This window comes from Thermocrinis ruber, from assembly GCF_000512735.1.
GTDB classification, from domain to species: Bacteria; Aquificota; Aquificia; order Aquificales; family Aquificaceae; genus Thermocrinis; species Thermocrinis ruber.
Window position 1 is genome coordinate 845188 of the sequence record NZ_CP007028.1, and the last position, 14412, is coordinate 859599.

The 14412-nt window shown below is 47.0% G+C and carries 16 protein-coding genes and 1 CRISPR repeat array (1 of these 17 only partly in view); of the genes, 3 read left to right on the top strand and 13 right to left on the bottom strand.

Going from position 1 to position 14412, the window contains the following annotated elements; all coding sequences use genetic code 11:
• Position 1 precedes the first annotated feature (1 nt).
• The 11 genes from THERU_RS04595 to metK form a co-directional block, all read right to left on the bottom strand.
• A complete protein-coding gene (locus tag THERU_RS04595; RefSeq protein ID WP_025306104.1) occupies positions 2 to 973 on the bottom strand; it encodes an MBL fold metallo-hydrolase in 972 nt (323 codons plus the stop codon).
• The gene (locus tag THERU_RS08480; protein ID WP_025306105.1) at positions 966 to 1850 is read right to left on the bottom strand and encodes a DUF302 domain-containing protein; all 885 of its coding nucleotides are present in this window, start codon (positions 1848 to 1850) and stop codon (positions 966 to 968) included. The genes THERU_RS04595 and THERU_RS08480 overlap by 8 nt, the downstream gene beginning before the upstream one ends.
• Before the next feature lie 3 nt (positions 1851 to 1853).
• Positions 1854 to 3584, bottom strand: coding sequence for a thiosulfohydrolase SoxB (soxB, locus tag THERU_RS04605; protein WP_025306106.1), 1731 nt, complete (start codon positions 3582 to 3584; stop codon positions 1854 to 1856).
• Between the two features lie 44 nt (positions 3585 to 3628).
• Positions 3629 to 4303 carry a sulfur oxidation c-type cytochrome SoxX gene (gene soxX, locus THERU_RS08325; protein ID WP_025306107.1) on the bottom strand — a complete coding sequence of 225 codons (675 nt, stop codon included), beginning with the start codon at positions 4301 to 4303 and terminating at the stop codon, positions 3629 to 3631.
• A gap of 5 nt (positions 4304 to 4308) precedes the next feature.
• On the bottom strand, positions 4309 to 5139 hold the full coding sequence (gene soxA / locus THERU_RS04615; protein ID WP_025306108.1) for a sulfur oxidation c-type cytochrome SoxA: 831 nt from the start codon (positions 5137 to 5139) through the stop codon (positions 4309 to 4311).
• Between the two features lie 13 nt (positions 5140 to 5152).
• Positions 5153 to 5479: a thiosulfate oxidation carrier complex protein SoxZ gene (gene soxZ, locus THERU_RS04620; RefSeq protein ID WP_025306109.1), complete on the bottom strand. Its 327-nt coding sequence runs from the start codon at positions 5477 to 5479 to the stop codon at positions 5153 to 5155.
• A gap of 42 nt (positions 5480 to 5521) precedes the next feature.
• Positions 5522 to 5965, bottom strand: a complete 444-nt coding sequence (gene soxY / locus THERU_RS04625) for a thiosulfate oxidation carrier protein SoxY (protein ID WP_025306110.1) — start codon at positions 5963 to 5965, stop codon at positions 5522 to 5524.
• Between the two features lie 11 nt (positions 5966 to 5976).
• Positions 5977 to 6390 carry a thioredoxin family protein gene (locus THERU_RS04630; RefSeq protein ID WP_025306111.1) on the bottom strand — a complete coding sequence of 138 codons (414 nt, stop codon included), beginning with the start codon at positions 6388 to 6390 and terminating at the stop codon, positions 5977 to 5979.
• A gap of 92 nt (positions 6391 to 6482) precedes the next feature.
• Positions 6483 to 6689 (bottom strand): hypothetical protein, encoded by a 207-nt coding sequence (locus THERU_RS04635; protein ID WP_025306112.1) that lies wholly within the window; start codon positions 6687 to 6689, stop codon positions 6483 to 6485.
• Entirely contained in the window at positions 6690 to 7619 is a 930-nt protein-coding gene (locus THERU_RS04640; protein ID WP_025306113.1) for a histone deacetylase family protein, read from the bottom strand.
• Positions 7616 to 8755, bottom strand: a complete 1140-nt coding sequence (gene metK, locus THERU_RS04645) for a methionine adenosyltransferase (protein WP_025306114.1) — start codon at positions 8753 to 8755, stop codon at positions 7616 to 7618. Before metK ends, THERU_RS04640 begins: the two co-directional genes overlap by 4 nt.
• A 128-nt stretch (positions 8756 to 8883) precedes the next feature.
• Here metK and THERU_RS04650 point away from each other — a divergent pair, with 128 nt between their 5' ends.
• From THERU_RS04650 to purF, 3 genes are read left to right on the top strand one after another with little or no spacing between them, the layout of a single operon-like run.
• The gene (locus THERU_RS04650; RefSeq protein ID WP_025306115.1) at positions 8884 to 9303 is read left to right on the top strand and encodes a hypothetical protein; all 420 of its coding nucleotides are present in this window, start codon (positions 8884 to 8886) and stop codon (positions 9301 to 9303) included.
• Positions 9304 to 9306: 3 nt separating this feature from the next.
• Complete coding sequence (locus THERU_RS04655) at positions 9307 to 10758, top strand: menaquinone biosynthesis decarboxylase (RefSeq protein ID WP_025306116.1); 1452 nt, start codon at positions 9307 to 9309, stop codon at positions 10756 to 10758.
• Positions 10759 to 10773: 15 nt separating this feature from the next.
• Positions 10774 to 12165: an amidophosphoribosyltransferase gene (purF, locus tag THERU_RS04660; protein WP_025306117.1), complete on the top strand. Its 1392-nt coding sequence runs from the start codon at positions 10774 to 10776 to the stop codon at positions 12163 to 12165.
• Here purF and kdsA read toward each other — a convergent pair.
• Together kdsA and THERU_RS04670 are read right to left on the bottom strand one after the other, a co-directional pair.
• Positions 12113 to 12928 carry a 3-deoxy-8-phosphooctulonate synthase gene (gene kdsA, locus THERU_RS04665; RefSeq protein WP_025306118.1) on the bottom strand — a complete coding sequence of 272 codons (816 nt, stop codon included), beginning with the start codon at positions 12926 to 12928 and terminating at the stop codon, positions 12113 to 12115. The genes purF and kdsA overlap by 53 nt on opposite strands.
• A 41-nt stretch (positions 12929 to 12969) precedes the next feature.
• Positions 12970 to 13404, bottom strand: coding sequence for an Hsp20/alpha crystallin family protein (locus tag THERU_RS04670; protein WP_025306119.1), 435 nt, complete (start codon positions 13402 to 13404; stop codon positions 12970 to 12972).
• 506 nt (positions 13405 to 13910) lie between these two features.
• Positions 13911 to 14412: a CRISPR direct-repeat array (repeat unit 29 nt; unit sequence GTTCCTAATGTACCGTGTGGAGTTGAAAG); it runs 405 nt beyond the window's last position.

Sequence of the window (14412 nt, forward strand, 5' to 3'; positions counted from 1 at the left end):
ATTATTTGCTCTCAAAGAGCACTTCCCTCTCTATCTCAAAGTAAAGGTGATAGGCATTGACCGGATTAACATCAAAGAAAACGGGCAATTGGGAATAAGCTGGGTCTATCTTTAGCATCTCTTCGTTGGCTCTTGCACGAACCTCTTCCACGCTTAATCCCTCTTCGTAGAGCTTTCTCACCACGCTCCTTATGTCTTGGATGTACTTTTTAGTCCACGCTACCTGCCTTTTGATGTTTTCCTTTCCAAAGAGAGGCTCTCCATGACCTATCAGGAGAACTTCTGGCTCCAGCTCAAGTATCTTGTCCAAGCATTCTATCCAACTTTTAGAATTACCCGAGCCAAGGAAGGGGACCCTTCCACCAAAGACTATGTCCCCGGATATGAGAACCTTCTTTGAGGGAATCCAAAGCACCAAATCTCCATTGGTATGCGCCTTACACCAGTGATGGATTTCAAACCGTTCTCCTCCCAACAGTATCACCAAGCTTTTATCTACCAAGAGGTCTGGGGCTAACTGCACGGTGCCCTTCATTAAATCCTTTCCGAGCACGCCCAACCTTGCGTTGAACATCCTTTGGGCTTCATCACTACCCAAATACTCCAAGGCGTAGGGATGGGCTATGATGATGGCTCCCTTTTCTTTAAAGGCTTTTGCTCCGTAAAAGTGGTCTGTGTGATAGTGGGATATGATCAAATACTTTATGGGTTTTTTGGTCTTTGTCTGTATGGTCTCTACGAGCTCTTTTCCCAGTTTGTAAGTGCTGAGAGCATCAAAGACTATAACTCCATCCCTTGTGATGATGAAGTAGGCGTTGGATATAAAGCCTCTGTTTTTTGGGCTTACCTGTTCATAAACACCAAAGACCCCGTATATGCCCGGGCTAAGCTCCTTTAAAGTTTCTTTAACATGCTTGGGAATTGCAAAAGATATAGAAAGAAAAAGGAGCAGTAGGCTAAAAAGCCTACTCACCCCTTGCCTCCTTTATGGCAGACTTTATGTCTTGGTCCGCCTTGCGGAAGATGTTTGCCTTGTCCTCTTTGAGGTACTTGCTGTAGGTTTGTAGGAGGAACGGGATGTTTATGTAGCCTACGCCCACCGTCCCGTTAGGCTTTTCATAAGTATAGACCCGGCAGGGTGCCAAGGTGCCAAACTGAGGAATATCCTTAAGGATTGCCTCTCCGTAAGAGAGGTTGCACGCCAAGAATATGGAAAACTTGGGGCTCTCTTGGGATACCTCTATCACATCCAGCACGTTCATGTTTACCCCGTCCAAGGAGGTCTTGAAGAGGGTTTTAAACTCATCGTATCCTAAGCCTTTTACCTCCTCTTCATACACAAGCTCCTCCTTTGGTGGGGGCACTCTAACCGCCTTTAGCTTTTTCCCGCTCTTTTCGGAGAGTACCGCCCTGAGCTGTCCGTAGGTTTTTCTTACTGCCAACCTTTCCTCTTTGTTTAGCCTGTTGCCATACTTAGAGAGAAAAACATTTTCGTTTATCAGGGTTGCGTAGATTTTTCCATCCTTTGATTGATGCACCACTACGCTACAGGGCACCACATTGCTGAGGACAGGAGCCTTAAGGAGAATGCTTTTCATCTCTGGCATTTCACAGCCAAAGATCACATAGTAGTTAGGAAAGTCTTCAGAGCCCCGTGCCCTTATGGCGTCAGAGATGGTAAGGACCCTTATAACCTTTATTCCCTTTTCCTCTATTCTTTTTTTTACATCATCCACCGCCTTCTTGAAGTCCCTTTCCTTCAGAGGGTAGGTAAGGTACATCACCTTTATTGGGTCCATTCCAAAGGAAAAGAAAAAGAGGGAGAGGAAAAGAACAAGAAACTTTGCCATTTTTTACCTCCAGTAGCAGTCTGTGTTGTATGGGTGGTCTAAAACCTTCACATTGGGCTTTCTTTCCACCACCAACTCTTTCTTCTTTTTAATGTAGTTTATTACAATCTCCCTTATGTCCGCCTTCTCTGGTTGCACTCCGGGTGGGGGTGGTCCTCCATAAACCGCCACCAGGTATTCTTTGTTCTCTTCCAAAGGTTTGCCCTTGATCCTTACATTCCTGATACGCTCTCCCTGTTTGGCATTTACCTTTAGCTCATACTCTACGCCGTATATCCTTGACATATCTCCGCCCTGTTGGTATAGAGGGTTGGGATTAAACACGTTGTCCGCCACATCCTCCCAGAGCACCAAAAGGTCTCTGCCCTTCCTCTTGAGCAAGAATACTTGAGGATAGGTAATTCCGAGCACATTATAAACATCCTCAACCCTTACGGGACTGTTCGGTAAAACTGCCGGTCCCCACCTGTAGCCGGGGGAGGTCGCCACATCCAAGCTCATTACCGCATCCACACCGTGGAAATAGTCCGCCAAGGCTTCGCCTATGAGCCTGTCCCAAGTGCTGTATAAGGTATCTCTCTTGTAGAGGAACGTCCTTGTGGTGGCTATAACTTCGTTGAACTCCTTCTCGTAAGGTTTATACCATTTTTGCACCAGTTCCTTAGCACCCTTGTCTTCGGGGATAACATCCGCAAGGATGGGGACAAGCTTGAACCTATAGCCCACCAGCCTTTTGTTTCTGACCTCCAGGTCCATCACTCCCACGAACTTTCCGTGGCTTCCGGGGGAGACAATTAGGGTATCTCCCACCTTTACCGGAGTGGGCGTTACATCGTGGGTGTGCCCAGAGATCACCACATCTATACCCTTTACCATCTTCATAAGGGCTATATCCAGGGGTAAGCCGTCGTGGGAAAGTAGCACCACCAGGTCCACCTTGTGCTTTTCCCTGAGTTCGTTCACATAGTTCTGTAGTTCCTCCGGTCTTACGCCAAAACGCCAGCCTTCTGTATAAACCCTCGGGTTTGCCAAGGGAGTAAATGGGAAAGAGCTTCCTATGATGCCCACTTTTACACCATTAACTTCTTTTATGTCGTAGGGTGGGAATATGAGGTCACCAAAGGTATCGTCGGTTATGTTGTAAGAGATAAATTTAGCCTTTAAGTGTTTATTGACGATCTCCAAAAACTTTTCCTTTCCTACTGTCAAATCCCAGTGGGCAACAATGTAGTCGTAGCCCACATAGTTTAGCCAATCCACTATTGCCATTCCGTCGGTTTTTAGGGCTATGCCAGAGGTCACCCAAGTGTCTCCACCGTCAAGTATTAGGCATCTGTCCCTTCCCCTCTGATTGACCAATGTTTTTATAACCGTTGCCATCTGAGGGGCACCGCCCGTTTTTCCATACTCCTTGGCTAACCTCAAAAAGCCCATGCAGGTCATAGTGTAGGCTTCCACTGTGTTGGGCTTTAGGTTGTAATACCTGAGAAAGTCCATACCCGTCAAAAAGCCGGGTGTTCCCTTTAGGTTCTCGGGGGCAATAAGGTTCATCGGCTCGGGGAAATAGACGGGCTTTAGGTGCCCATGGATGTCTGAAGTAAAGATCAAAGACACATTACCGTAGGGCTTAGTATCCAAAAGCCTCTCAAAGCTTGGCTTTTTGCCAAAGGACAACCCACTAAAGCCAAGGGCTATTACCGCTGAGTATCCGAGTAATTCCCTTCTTGATAGCATTTTTCCCTCCTACGAAAAATAGAGGGGGCAGAGCCCCCAAGCTTTTACTTATTGACGGGCGATTCGGGATGTAAAAGGTATGTGGCTATGTTTATAACATCCTCGGGAGACAGCACTCCATGATAGCCAAAGCGAGGCATAGAGGAGCAGGGATAGGCATGCCAAGCGTTATAAATGATCTTATAGACCGTCTTTAGCTTTTCCAAACCCTCAGGACTGTTCATATTCTCCTTGGTTATGCCATACCTTTTCCCATAACCAGTTAGCTGTGGTCCCATGGTTCCACCGGGAACGCCCTTCTCTATAAGGTGGCAGGCGTAGCAGTTCCCGCCCTTGTCGGTGGGCTTGTCGGAAAAACCATAGCTCGCAAACCTTCCACCCCTTGCGCTATCCACCAGCTTTTTACCTTCTTTCCAATCTCCCCAAGCGATGCCCCACTGAGGATATTTTATATTCTTGTTTTCAAGCTCTATAACTCTTTGTATTGCTTGGGCAGGCATGGCTTCCCTTGAGGGATACTGGGAGCATATCCTTTGGGACTCGTCCTGCTCTAACTTCCATAGGAACCTTGGGTCCTGTTCAAAGCCAGAAAGGAGCACTTGCCTAACCTCTTCCGGCTTCACTCCAGCCTCTTTTTTGGTGGGTTGTTTTTTCTGTTGGGCGGGGGAAATACCAACCAAGCCAATGGCTAAAAGTCCTAAAAACAGTGCTTTTCTCATTTCTTTTACCTCCCTATGCCTGGAACTTTTATCTCTGTGCCGTTGCCGTTGCCATACAAAAAGGTAGACAGTGCAACCGCCAAGTCTGAGTGGGGTTCAAAGGTGGGCCATCTCATCTGTCTCATACATTCCGCATACCTGTAGTGCAGGGTCATGGGTTGAGCCCACCGCACCAAATACTTTGGGAATATTCCTACCGCCTTTCCTGCCTCCCCTCTGTCCGCACTCCAGAGCACTGTTGCCCTTATTCTAACTTCCTTTTGACCCGCATGGCAGGTAGCACAGTTGAAATCCCAAGGTCCAAGCCTTGCGTAGTAAATCTGCTTACCTATCTCATACATACGCTTAACTTGTGGGTCTTTGAGATTAACGTTGATCTTGTATCCGTTAGAAGCCATAGACACATACATAACTATGGCGTCGTATTCACTCATACATTGGCTCTTACCCCAACACTGTGTGACAAACTTTTTAACCTGTTCTGGCGTCATGCCCGCATACTGCTGAAGGCACCACCCGATCCTAGTCTCAAGGTCCATCACCCTTTTGGCGTCAGGGAAATACCTCGGCAGCTGTGCCAACGCACCCTCTATTTTACCCGGTCCAAGCCCAAAGTCGCACTTATCAAGGTTGTACTTCTTGAAGGCTTCCTTACCCATCTCCGCCCATATCTCACCGGGGTTTATTCCCTCCGCCATCATCCTGTTGAACTCTTGCACAAGCCTGATCTCCTCTTCGGGAGACAGCTCTTGATCCTGGGCTTTAACGGCTTGGTAGCCCAAAAGGCCCGCACAAGCGAGCCCAAAAACCGCGGAGGTCAAAAATATTTTCCTCATGGTTTTTACCTCCTTATTTAACGGTTATCTCCGCAGTCTTTTCCCACTTTCCGCCCCTGTTGTCTTCGTAAGCGATCTTTATCACTCCAGAGCTCTCCACCTTTAAGGGCAGAGCTATGAACGGATTGGCGCTAATACCTGCTGCCATGTTCATTTCGCTTACAAGCTGGTCGTTGTAAAAGAGCTGGAGCTTGGTCAGGAAATGCCCGGGAGTTTCCTGACCGGTTTGGGGATCCCTCCTTGTGGGTGTCATAGGGTGGGTGATGACCATTTGCACCCTAATAACCTGTCCCTTCTGTACTTCTTTTGGCACACGGACTATAGCTGTTCCTGTAGCCATTCGGACACCTCCTTTATAGGATTTTCAGTTTGTTAGCTTATTTTATCCGCAACCACCGGCGGTTACCTTAACCTCCTTGGTTGCCATTACAAAGGTGCCGTCCTTTAGTTGCAAAATAGCCCTAACGTTGGATGTCTCTCCCATTTTGATCCTTGTGGACAGGAACACCTGTCCATTTTGGGGCGTGAATTTCACGTCCGTTACCCAAGGAATAGGGTTTTTGTCCACGAAGATCCAAAGCCTTTCCACTTTGTCTACTGGTATGTCCGCCTCCACGGTGATGGGCACATTGGCACCAGATTCTGCAATGGTGGGAGCGGTTAGCTTGATCTCTGCTGTTTCTTTAATTGCCTTTAGCTCCACTCCAAGCCTCTTTTTGATTTCCTCTTCAAGCTTGGAAGCGGCAAAGGCAGGCTTAATGGCTGGGGCAAAGGTAAGCCCCGCTACTGCTACTGCGCTGAGCAGTAAAAACTTCCTCCTATTCATGGCTATACCTCCTAACAGGTTTTTATGCTATAAAGTTTGCAAGCTTTATTTATTGTGTTTAGGTAGTCTCCTTTGGGTCTGCTACCAAAGATAAGGCTAACTACCCTGTCTTGCTTTGGGTCGTATATTACAAGAGTGGGAGTTCCGGGCACGCCAAACCTTCTTGCCAACTTGCTCCCTTCCTCGGACCTAATGTCCAGTTCCACAAAGAGAAAGTTCCTTAGCTTTTTTGATACTTCTTCATCAGAGAAAACAAATTCCTCTACTTGAGAACAGTATGGGCAAAACTGACTTTTGAAGTAGAAGGCTATTAGCTTGTTTTCGGATACCGCCCTTTGAATAGTCTGCTCTACTGGGTTTGCAAGGGCAAAGCCCACCCACGCAAAGAGCAACAGGAAAAGGCTATTAATGAGCTTGTTTATCATACAAATAAAGTATAAGCATTGGTTAGCAGTCTTATCTTAATTTTTTCTTAAGTGTGCATAACAAGGACTTATATAAGGATTTTTGAATGTTCTTATAAGGGCAACCTCTTGTGCTTTACGTAATAGAGAACTGTAAGGGCAATTAAAACTAAGGTTATCAGAGCAGAAATGGGAAATGCCAAGGTTCTGTTTATCCTTAAAAATGTGTCAAGGAGTAAAAGGAAGAGCAGATAAAAGCCGTAGGCCACCAGCACGAAAGATAAAAATTGAAAAAGGTAGTGTTTGACCTTTTTTAGCATTCAAGCCTCCAGCATTTTTTCAATGGTTATCGCAACGCACTCTCCTAAAGCTTTTAGGTTGTAGCCTCCCTCAAGGGCAAAAAGCACGGGCAGGTCCATTCTCTTGGCGGTCTTTAGAATGCTTTCCACGATCTTTGCCACACCCTGTGTGCTAACGTTCAAAAAGGTTAGCGGGTCATCTTTGTGGATATCATATCCCGCGGAGACCAAAAGAAATTGGGGGGAGTACTCGTAAATTAGCTTGGGTACCAAGTTGGTGTATATGTCCTCATACTCTGCGTCCCCTGTCCCTGCGCTCAAGGGCACGTTGTAAGTGTAGCCATAGCCTTTTCCTACGCCCTTTTCCTCTGCAGAGCCTGTGCCCGGATAAAAGGGATATTCGTGCGTGGAGAAGTAAAAGACCCTGTCTTCTTCGTAGAAGCTCTTTTGGGTGCCGTTGCCGTGATGGGCATCAAAGTCTATTATGAAAATCCTATCAAAGCCTTTTTTTAATAGGTAGTGGGCGCCGATGGCTATGTTGTTAAAAAGACAAAAGCCCATAGCCCTTGACCTTTCTGCGTGATGCCCCGGTGGTCTTATGGCACAAAAGACTGCAGAGACCTCCCCAGACAAAAGCCGGTCAATGCCCTCAAGCACTCCACCCACCGCATAGAGGGCAGTTTCATAAGACATACTGTTGGCGTAGGTGTCTGGGTCCAAATATCCTCCTCCTGAGGCGCAAAAATCGTGGATCTCTTGGATGTAACTTATGTCGTGGTTTAAGCTCACTTCCTCCACCGTTGCCCTTCTTGGCTTGATCTTCTGTAGATGCTTAAAAAGCCCGCTGTTTTCTATCTCTTGCACTATGCTTATAAGCCTATCTTTGTTTTCGGGATGTCCCCTTTCGTTGTGCTCCAGATATATGTTGTCATAGACTATGCCCGTTTTCATTGAATACCTCCTCCAAGCCTTTCCTTTAGTTCCTCCAGCTTAGTTAGCTTTTCCCAGGGGAGCTCCTCTTTGCCAAAGTGTCCGTAGCAGGCGGTCTTTTTGTAGATGGGCTTTCTCAGGTCCAAAAATTCTATCATCCTCCTTGGGTTTAATGGGAAAATTTCCCGCAGGGCTTCCTTTATTCTCTCCTTTTCCACCTTTTCGGTGCCGTAAGTTTCTATATCAAAGGCAATGGGCTCGCTGACGCCAAAGGCATAAGCCAACTGAACAAGGCAACGCTCCGCAAAGCCTCCAGCCACCACATGCTTTGCCATCATCCTTGCCAAGTAGGATGCGCTCCTGTCGGTCTTTGTAGGGTCTTTGCCCGAAAAGGCACTTCCTCCCGAGTAGGCGGTGTCTCCGTAGGCGTCGGAGACGATCTTCCTCCCTGTCTGCCCTACGTCAGCCACAGGACCTCCAAGCACAAACCTGCCGGAGGGATTAACAAGAATTCTGGTTTCCTTGCTTATATACCTGCTTGGCACCACCTTCTTTACCACTTCCTCTACCAGGTATTCCTTTAGCTTTTCCAAAGACACATCTGGGTCATGCTGGGCAAAGAGTATGATGTCTTTCACAAAGAGTGGCTTCGTGCCTTCATAAGCAACTGTAACAAGGGCTTTTCCGTCCGGTCTTAAAAAGGGTGCCCTTCCCGTTTTGCGAAGGTCTGCCAACTTTTTAGAAAGAAAGTGGGCTAAGCTTATTGGAAGTGGCATGTAGCTTTCCGTTTCGTTGCAAGCATAACCTATCACCACCGCAGTATCTCCCGCACCCTCTTGGGAGAGCCCAAGCACTATTTCTGGACTTTGCTCCTCTATGGATATGATCACTGCGGAAGCATCCGCATCAAAACCAAGCTCCGGTCTGTTGTAGCCTACCTCCTTTATAGTGCTCCTAACGATTCCCGGAATATCCACGTAGCCTTCGGTGGATACATGCCCCGCCACAAAGGTCATGCCCGATATTACCATCACCTCCAAAGAAACCCTGCTGTAAGGGTCCTTCCTTAAGAACTCATCCAAAAGGGCGTCTGCAATGAGGTCTGCCACCTTGTCCGGATGTCCCTCCGTGGGAGATTCCGCCATCCTTATATGCATGGTGTTTAAAATTATAAACCGTACCTAAACAATTTCTATTATTCAAGCCAAGGCAAGATTCTATGCCAAACTGATGGGAACCATATCTCATGGGCTCATGTTCAATCTTTCAACTTTATAATTAAAACATGGCTGGTGTTTGGGAAGAAGCCTTAGTGGAAGAAGCCATCTATTTAATAGCCCACCTTGCCCAATCGGAACAGCATCTCATGGAGATAGAGGGGGAGACAAAGTTGGAGGACCTAATGCCCATAATAGACGGGCTGAGGAACAAAAGGAAGGTGGTAGGGGATGTGCTCTTTTCAGTGCTGAGGATAGAGGGGGAAAAGGAAAAGGAAGAATTCCGCACAAAGCTTGAGAGCCTTTGGTGTTCCCTAAAGCATCTCGCCATGGCGTTGGTGCATTGTGATGAGACGGTGGAAAAGCTCATAAGGAGGCTTGAGTGCCATCTGCAAGGCGGAGATATGGAAAAGGCAAAGGAGTTATCTGAAAAGGTAAAGGAGCTATACAAGGTTAGGCAATCCATCAGAAATTTTATGAAGGAGTAAAGCATGCCCTACAAGGACCTAAGGGAATTTTTAAGAAGGATTGAGAAGGAAGGAGAGCTGGCAAGGATCAGGGAGGAAGTTTCTCCCATCCTTGAGATCACCGAGATCACAGACCGAGTTTGTAAGATGCCCAAGGGCGGAAAGGCTCTTCTCTTTGAAAGGGTAAAGGGCTACTCCATCCCAGTTTTAACCAACATGCTGGGCTCCGAAAAAAGAGTAAAGTTAGCCCTTGGTTATGAGAACCTTGAGGACATAGGCTGGAAGCTATACAAGCTTTTGAGACCGGAGATTCCACATACCTTTTTGGATAAGCTAAAGAAACTGCCCGAGCTAAAAAAGCTAAACGATGCCCTCCCAAAGGTGGTAAAGGATGGTCCCATCCGGGAGGTGGTAAGGAGGGAAAAGATAGATGTCCTTGAGTTTCCCATCTTGCAATGCTGGCCTGAAGACGGCGGAAGGTACATAACCTTTGGGCAGGTGATTACCAAGGACCCAGAGAGTGGAATAAGAAACGTGGGACTTTATAGGGTTCAGGTGCTCTCTCCCACCGAGCTTGCCCTACATTGGCAGATCCACAAGGACGGAAACCATCATTACTGGAAGGCAAAGAGGCTAAAAAAGAAGCTGGAGGTGGCCATAGCCATCGGTGGAGACCCGGTGCTCTCTTATGTGGCTTCCGCACCACTTCCACCGGAGGTGGATGAATACCTATTTGCGGGTTTAATAAGGGAAGAGGGCGTGGAGCTCATAAAGGGCATAACGGTGGATTTGGAGTATCCAGCCCACGCGGAGATCGTTATAGAAGGCTACGTGGACCCAGAGGAGCCATTGGTGGATGAGGGACCTTTTGGAGACCACACGGGCTTTTACACCCCGGTGGATAAATACCCCAAGATGCACATCACCGCCATACTCCACCGGAGGGACCCTATATACGTGGCTACCATAGTGGGAAAGCCACCCCAAGAGGACAAATACATCGGCTGGGCAACAGAGAGGATATTTTTGCCCCTTATCAAGTTCAACCTGCCCGAGGTGGTGGATTATCACCTGCCAGCGGAAGGATGTTTTCATAACTTCTGCTTTGTGTCTATAAAGAAAAGATATCCGGGGCATGCCTTTAAGGTAGCCTACGCCTTGCTCGGGCTTGGTCTCATGTCCCTAACAAAGCATGTGGTGGTCTTTGATGAGGATATAAACGTCCATGACTTTGGAGAGGTTCTGTGGGCTTGGGGCAACAACGTGGACCCATCAAGGGATGTGCAAATTCTGAAGGGTCCTATAGATGTTTTGGACCACAGCACCAACGAAGTGGGCTTTGGTGGAAAGATGATAATAGACGCAACAACTAAGTGGAAGGAGGAGGGCTACACAAGGCAGTGGCCCAAGGTTATTGAGATGTCGGAGGAAGTGAAAAAACGCATAGATGCTATTTGGGATAAACTGAACCTTTGAGTTAAATTAATCCCTATGTGCGGTATTTTTGGAATTTTTGGAGTGGAGAACGCCGAAAAGTACGCCTTTTTTGGTATATACGCCCTCCAACACAGAGGACAAGAAAGCGTAGGCATTGCGGTTTCTGACTTTGAAAACATAAAGGTGGTAAAAAAGGAAGGATTGGTGCTATCTGCCATAAAGAAGGAAGACTTAGAACAGGCCAAGGGCTACCTTGCCATAGCCCACGTTAGGTATGCAACCGCAGGCAGGTCTGGAGCCTTCAACGCCCAACCTTTTTTAAAAAAAACACCCATAGGTGAAGTGGCAGTAGCCCACAACGGCAACCTGATAAATTTCAAAGAGCTAAAGGACGAGCTTTTGCGAGAGGGAGAGGCTTTTGAGTACGATTCCGACACAGAGCTGTTTCTTTCCCTCCTTTGCAAGGGGACATACACACCCGAGGGCTTAAAGCTACATCCCGAGGATGAACAGCTTTTACCATACTTTTTTTATGTTTTAAAAAGGGTACAGGGTGCCTATAGCGTGCTTTTCCTTTTAAAGGACCGACTCATAGCCATAAGGGACCCATACGGCTTTAGACCTTTGCTTATGGGAAGGTTGAAGGATGCCATACTCTTTGCCTCTGAGAGCTGTGCCTTTGACATTCTCTCCGGGGAATTCTGGAGGGAGGTAAAGCCGGGGGAGGTGGTGGTAGTAAGCAAAAGCGGTATAAGGAGCTACTTTCCCTTTAGTTCCTCAAAGAGGGCTATGTGCATCTTTGAGTTTGTTTATTTTTCAAAGCCAGAAAGCTACATATTCAACGAGTGGGTTTATAACGTAAGAAAGAAGATGGGCGAGGTGTTGGCACAGGAGGATGAGCTGATTGCGGACGTGGTGGTGCCTGTGCCAGACTCGGGCGTAGTGCCAGCCCTGGGCTACTCTCAGAGAAAGGGTATTCCCTTGGAGCTTGGACTGATCAGAAACCACTACGTGGGAAGGAGCTTTATTGAACCAACCCAAGAGCTGAGGGACATAAAAGTGCTCATGAAGTTTAACCCAAACCCGGCAGTCCTAAAAGGAAAAAGGGTGGTGGTAATAGATGACTCCCTCGTCAGGGGAACCACCTCCAAAAAGATCGTGAGCATGTTAAGAAAGGCAGGGGCAAAGGAGGTGCATATGCGTATAGCATCTCCTCCGGTTATCGGTCCCTGTTATTACGGCATAGACACACCCACAAAGGAAGAACTCATAGCTACAAAGTTCAGCGTCCAAGAGATCGCAGAGTTTATAGGTGCAGACTCCCTTAAGTATCTATCTTTGGAGGGGCTAAAAAGCTGTGTGGAAGACCCAGAGGACTTTTGCACCGCCTGTTTTAGTGGGCAGTATCCTTTGGAGGTAAAAGAGGAGGTTCAGAGGATAAGGTAGATACCGCGTCCTTTATAACTCTTATGGTCTCAAGGGCTTTTCTCAGGTCCTTTAAGGGAAGCATGTTTGGTCCGTCCGAAAGGGCTCGGTCTGGGTCTGGATGCACCTCCATAAAGATACCATCACATCCCACCGCCACCGCTGCCCTTATCAAAGGCAAAACAAACTCCCTCTGACCAGCAGACCTATCGCCAGCACCACCCGGCAGTTGCACACTGTGGGTGGCATCAAAGATCACCTTGGTGAATTGGGACATGATCACCAAACTTCTGAAATCTACCACCAAGTTGTTGTATCCAAAGGATACGCCACGCTCAGTGATGTAATAATCCACCGCACCACCCGCCTTTAACTTTTCCACTACATTCTTTGCATCCCAAGGTGCCATAAACTGTCCCTTTTTCACGTTCACAGGCTTTCCACTCTTAGCACAAGCCAAAACCAGATCCGTCTGCCTACTCAAAAAGGCAGGAACCTGCAACATATCCACCACTTGGGCAGTAGGTTCCACCTGCCAAGTTTCGTGCACATCGGTGGTAATTTTTAACCCAAACTCTTTTTTTACCTTCTCAAGGACCTTAAGCCCCTCCTCCAAACCGGGACCCCTGAAGGACCTTATGGAAGACCTGTTGGCTTTATCAAAGGAGGATTTGAAGTAAAAATCAAACTCAGGAAACTCCAAGGAAAGCCTGCTGAGTTCCTCTGCTACCCTAAAAACTACATCCTCGTTTTCTATAACACAGGGACCGGCAATTATTAGCATGAAGGAAAATTATAAGCCCCCGCGGACGCGGGGAGTGGAGCTTATTGAATTTCTATCTTTACCTCTTTGGAGGTCTTTTCCTTGGGAAGCCTTATTTCCAAAACACCATCCTTGAACTCTGCCTTTATACCCTCAAGCTTGACCTCCGCCGGAAGTGCCACCACCCTCTCAAACTTTCCATAGACCCTTTCTACCCTATGGTAGGTTTCTGTCTTTTCTTCCCTTTCCTCCTTCTTTTCTCCTTTGATGATCAGGCTGTTGTCCCTTATCAGCACTTCCACATCTTCCTTTTTCACACCGGGCAGCTCTGCCTTTACCACCACCTCACTGTCCGTTTCATACACATCCAACGCGGGGGCAAAAACCCTCTCCACAGGCTCTTCCTTGGCAAAGAATTCTTCCATAAGCCTGTCAAAATCTCTCCTTATCCTCTCAAGCTCCTCAAAAGGACGCCACACCAAAAGTCCTCTCCTCATGGCTATCACCTCCTTTATAGGTTTTCTATGAAAAAAATTTAGTCTGCTCTTATCAAATGTCAAGGGGTAAAATTTCTCCACCTTCCTTATCCACCGGATGGGATGGAGGCACCCATACGAAAAGTTTATACCACCGAACAGCCAAAAACTGGTTTATAATAGAAAACAAGGTTTTTGAGGGTTCCAGTTGGGACCCTTGTCAACTTGGCAACTGAATATGGGTTAGTGTGTCCTTTCGGTGGGCTGTTTCAATTTTGAGAGGGAGAAAGTCTTGACTTTCAGGCTTTTTGGGAGGCAGTATCACCGTAAAACCGTAATTATGTAATGCCGTAATGCCGTAATTATGGTCAGCGGCGGGAAGCATTGGGAGACAAGGGTTTAAATTTGATAATAACAGACTCAATTTTGCATGATCTCGGATTTCGGAAAATTAACTTCATTTGAAAAGGGTGCCCTCTTGACAAAATTATTGATATGTCTTATTTTAGTTAATGTGGTCGTTTGGGGTTCCTAATGTACCGTGTGGAGTTGAAAGTATCAAAGGGATGGAGAACACGATAACGAAAAGCCTTAAAGGGTTCCTAATGTACCGTGTGGAGTTGAAAGGACAGCATAATATGTTTTCCCTGATCCGGGCACTCCAAAAAGTTCCTAATGTACCGTGTGGAGTTGAAAGACAGACTGTTGCTTTCTTCTGGCAATGGTAGAAGGTAGTTCCTAATGTACCGTGTGGAGTTGAAAGACTTTATACAGGTTTTGGTGGTAAGTATCTTTCAGGTGTTCCTAATGTACCGTGTGGAGTTGAAAGACTTTATACAGGTTTTGGTGGTAAGTATCTTTCAGGTGTTCCTAATGTACCGTGTGGAGTTGAAAGATAAAATCATCAAGGGCTTCAATAAAGACCCTCACATTGTTCCTAATGTACCGTGTGGAGTTGAAAGCAGCAAGAGCAATCCAGCCAACGGGGGAGGCAAGCAGTTCCTAATGTACCGTGTGGAGTTGAAAGTA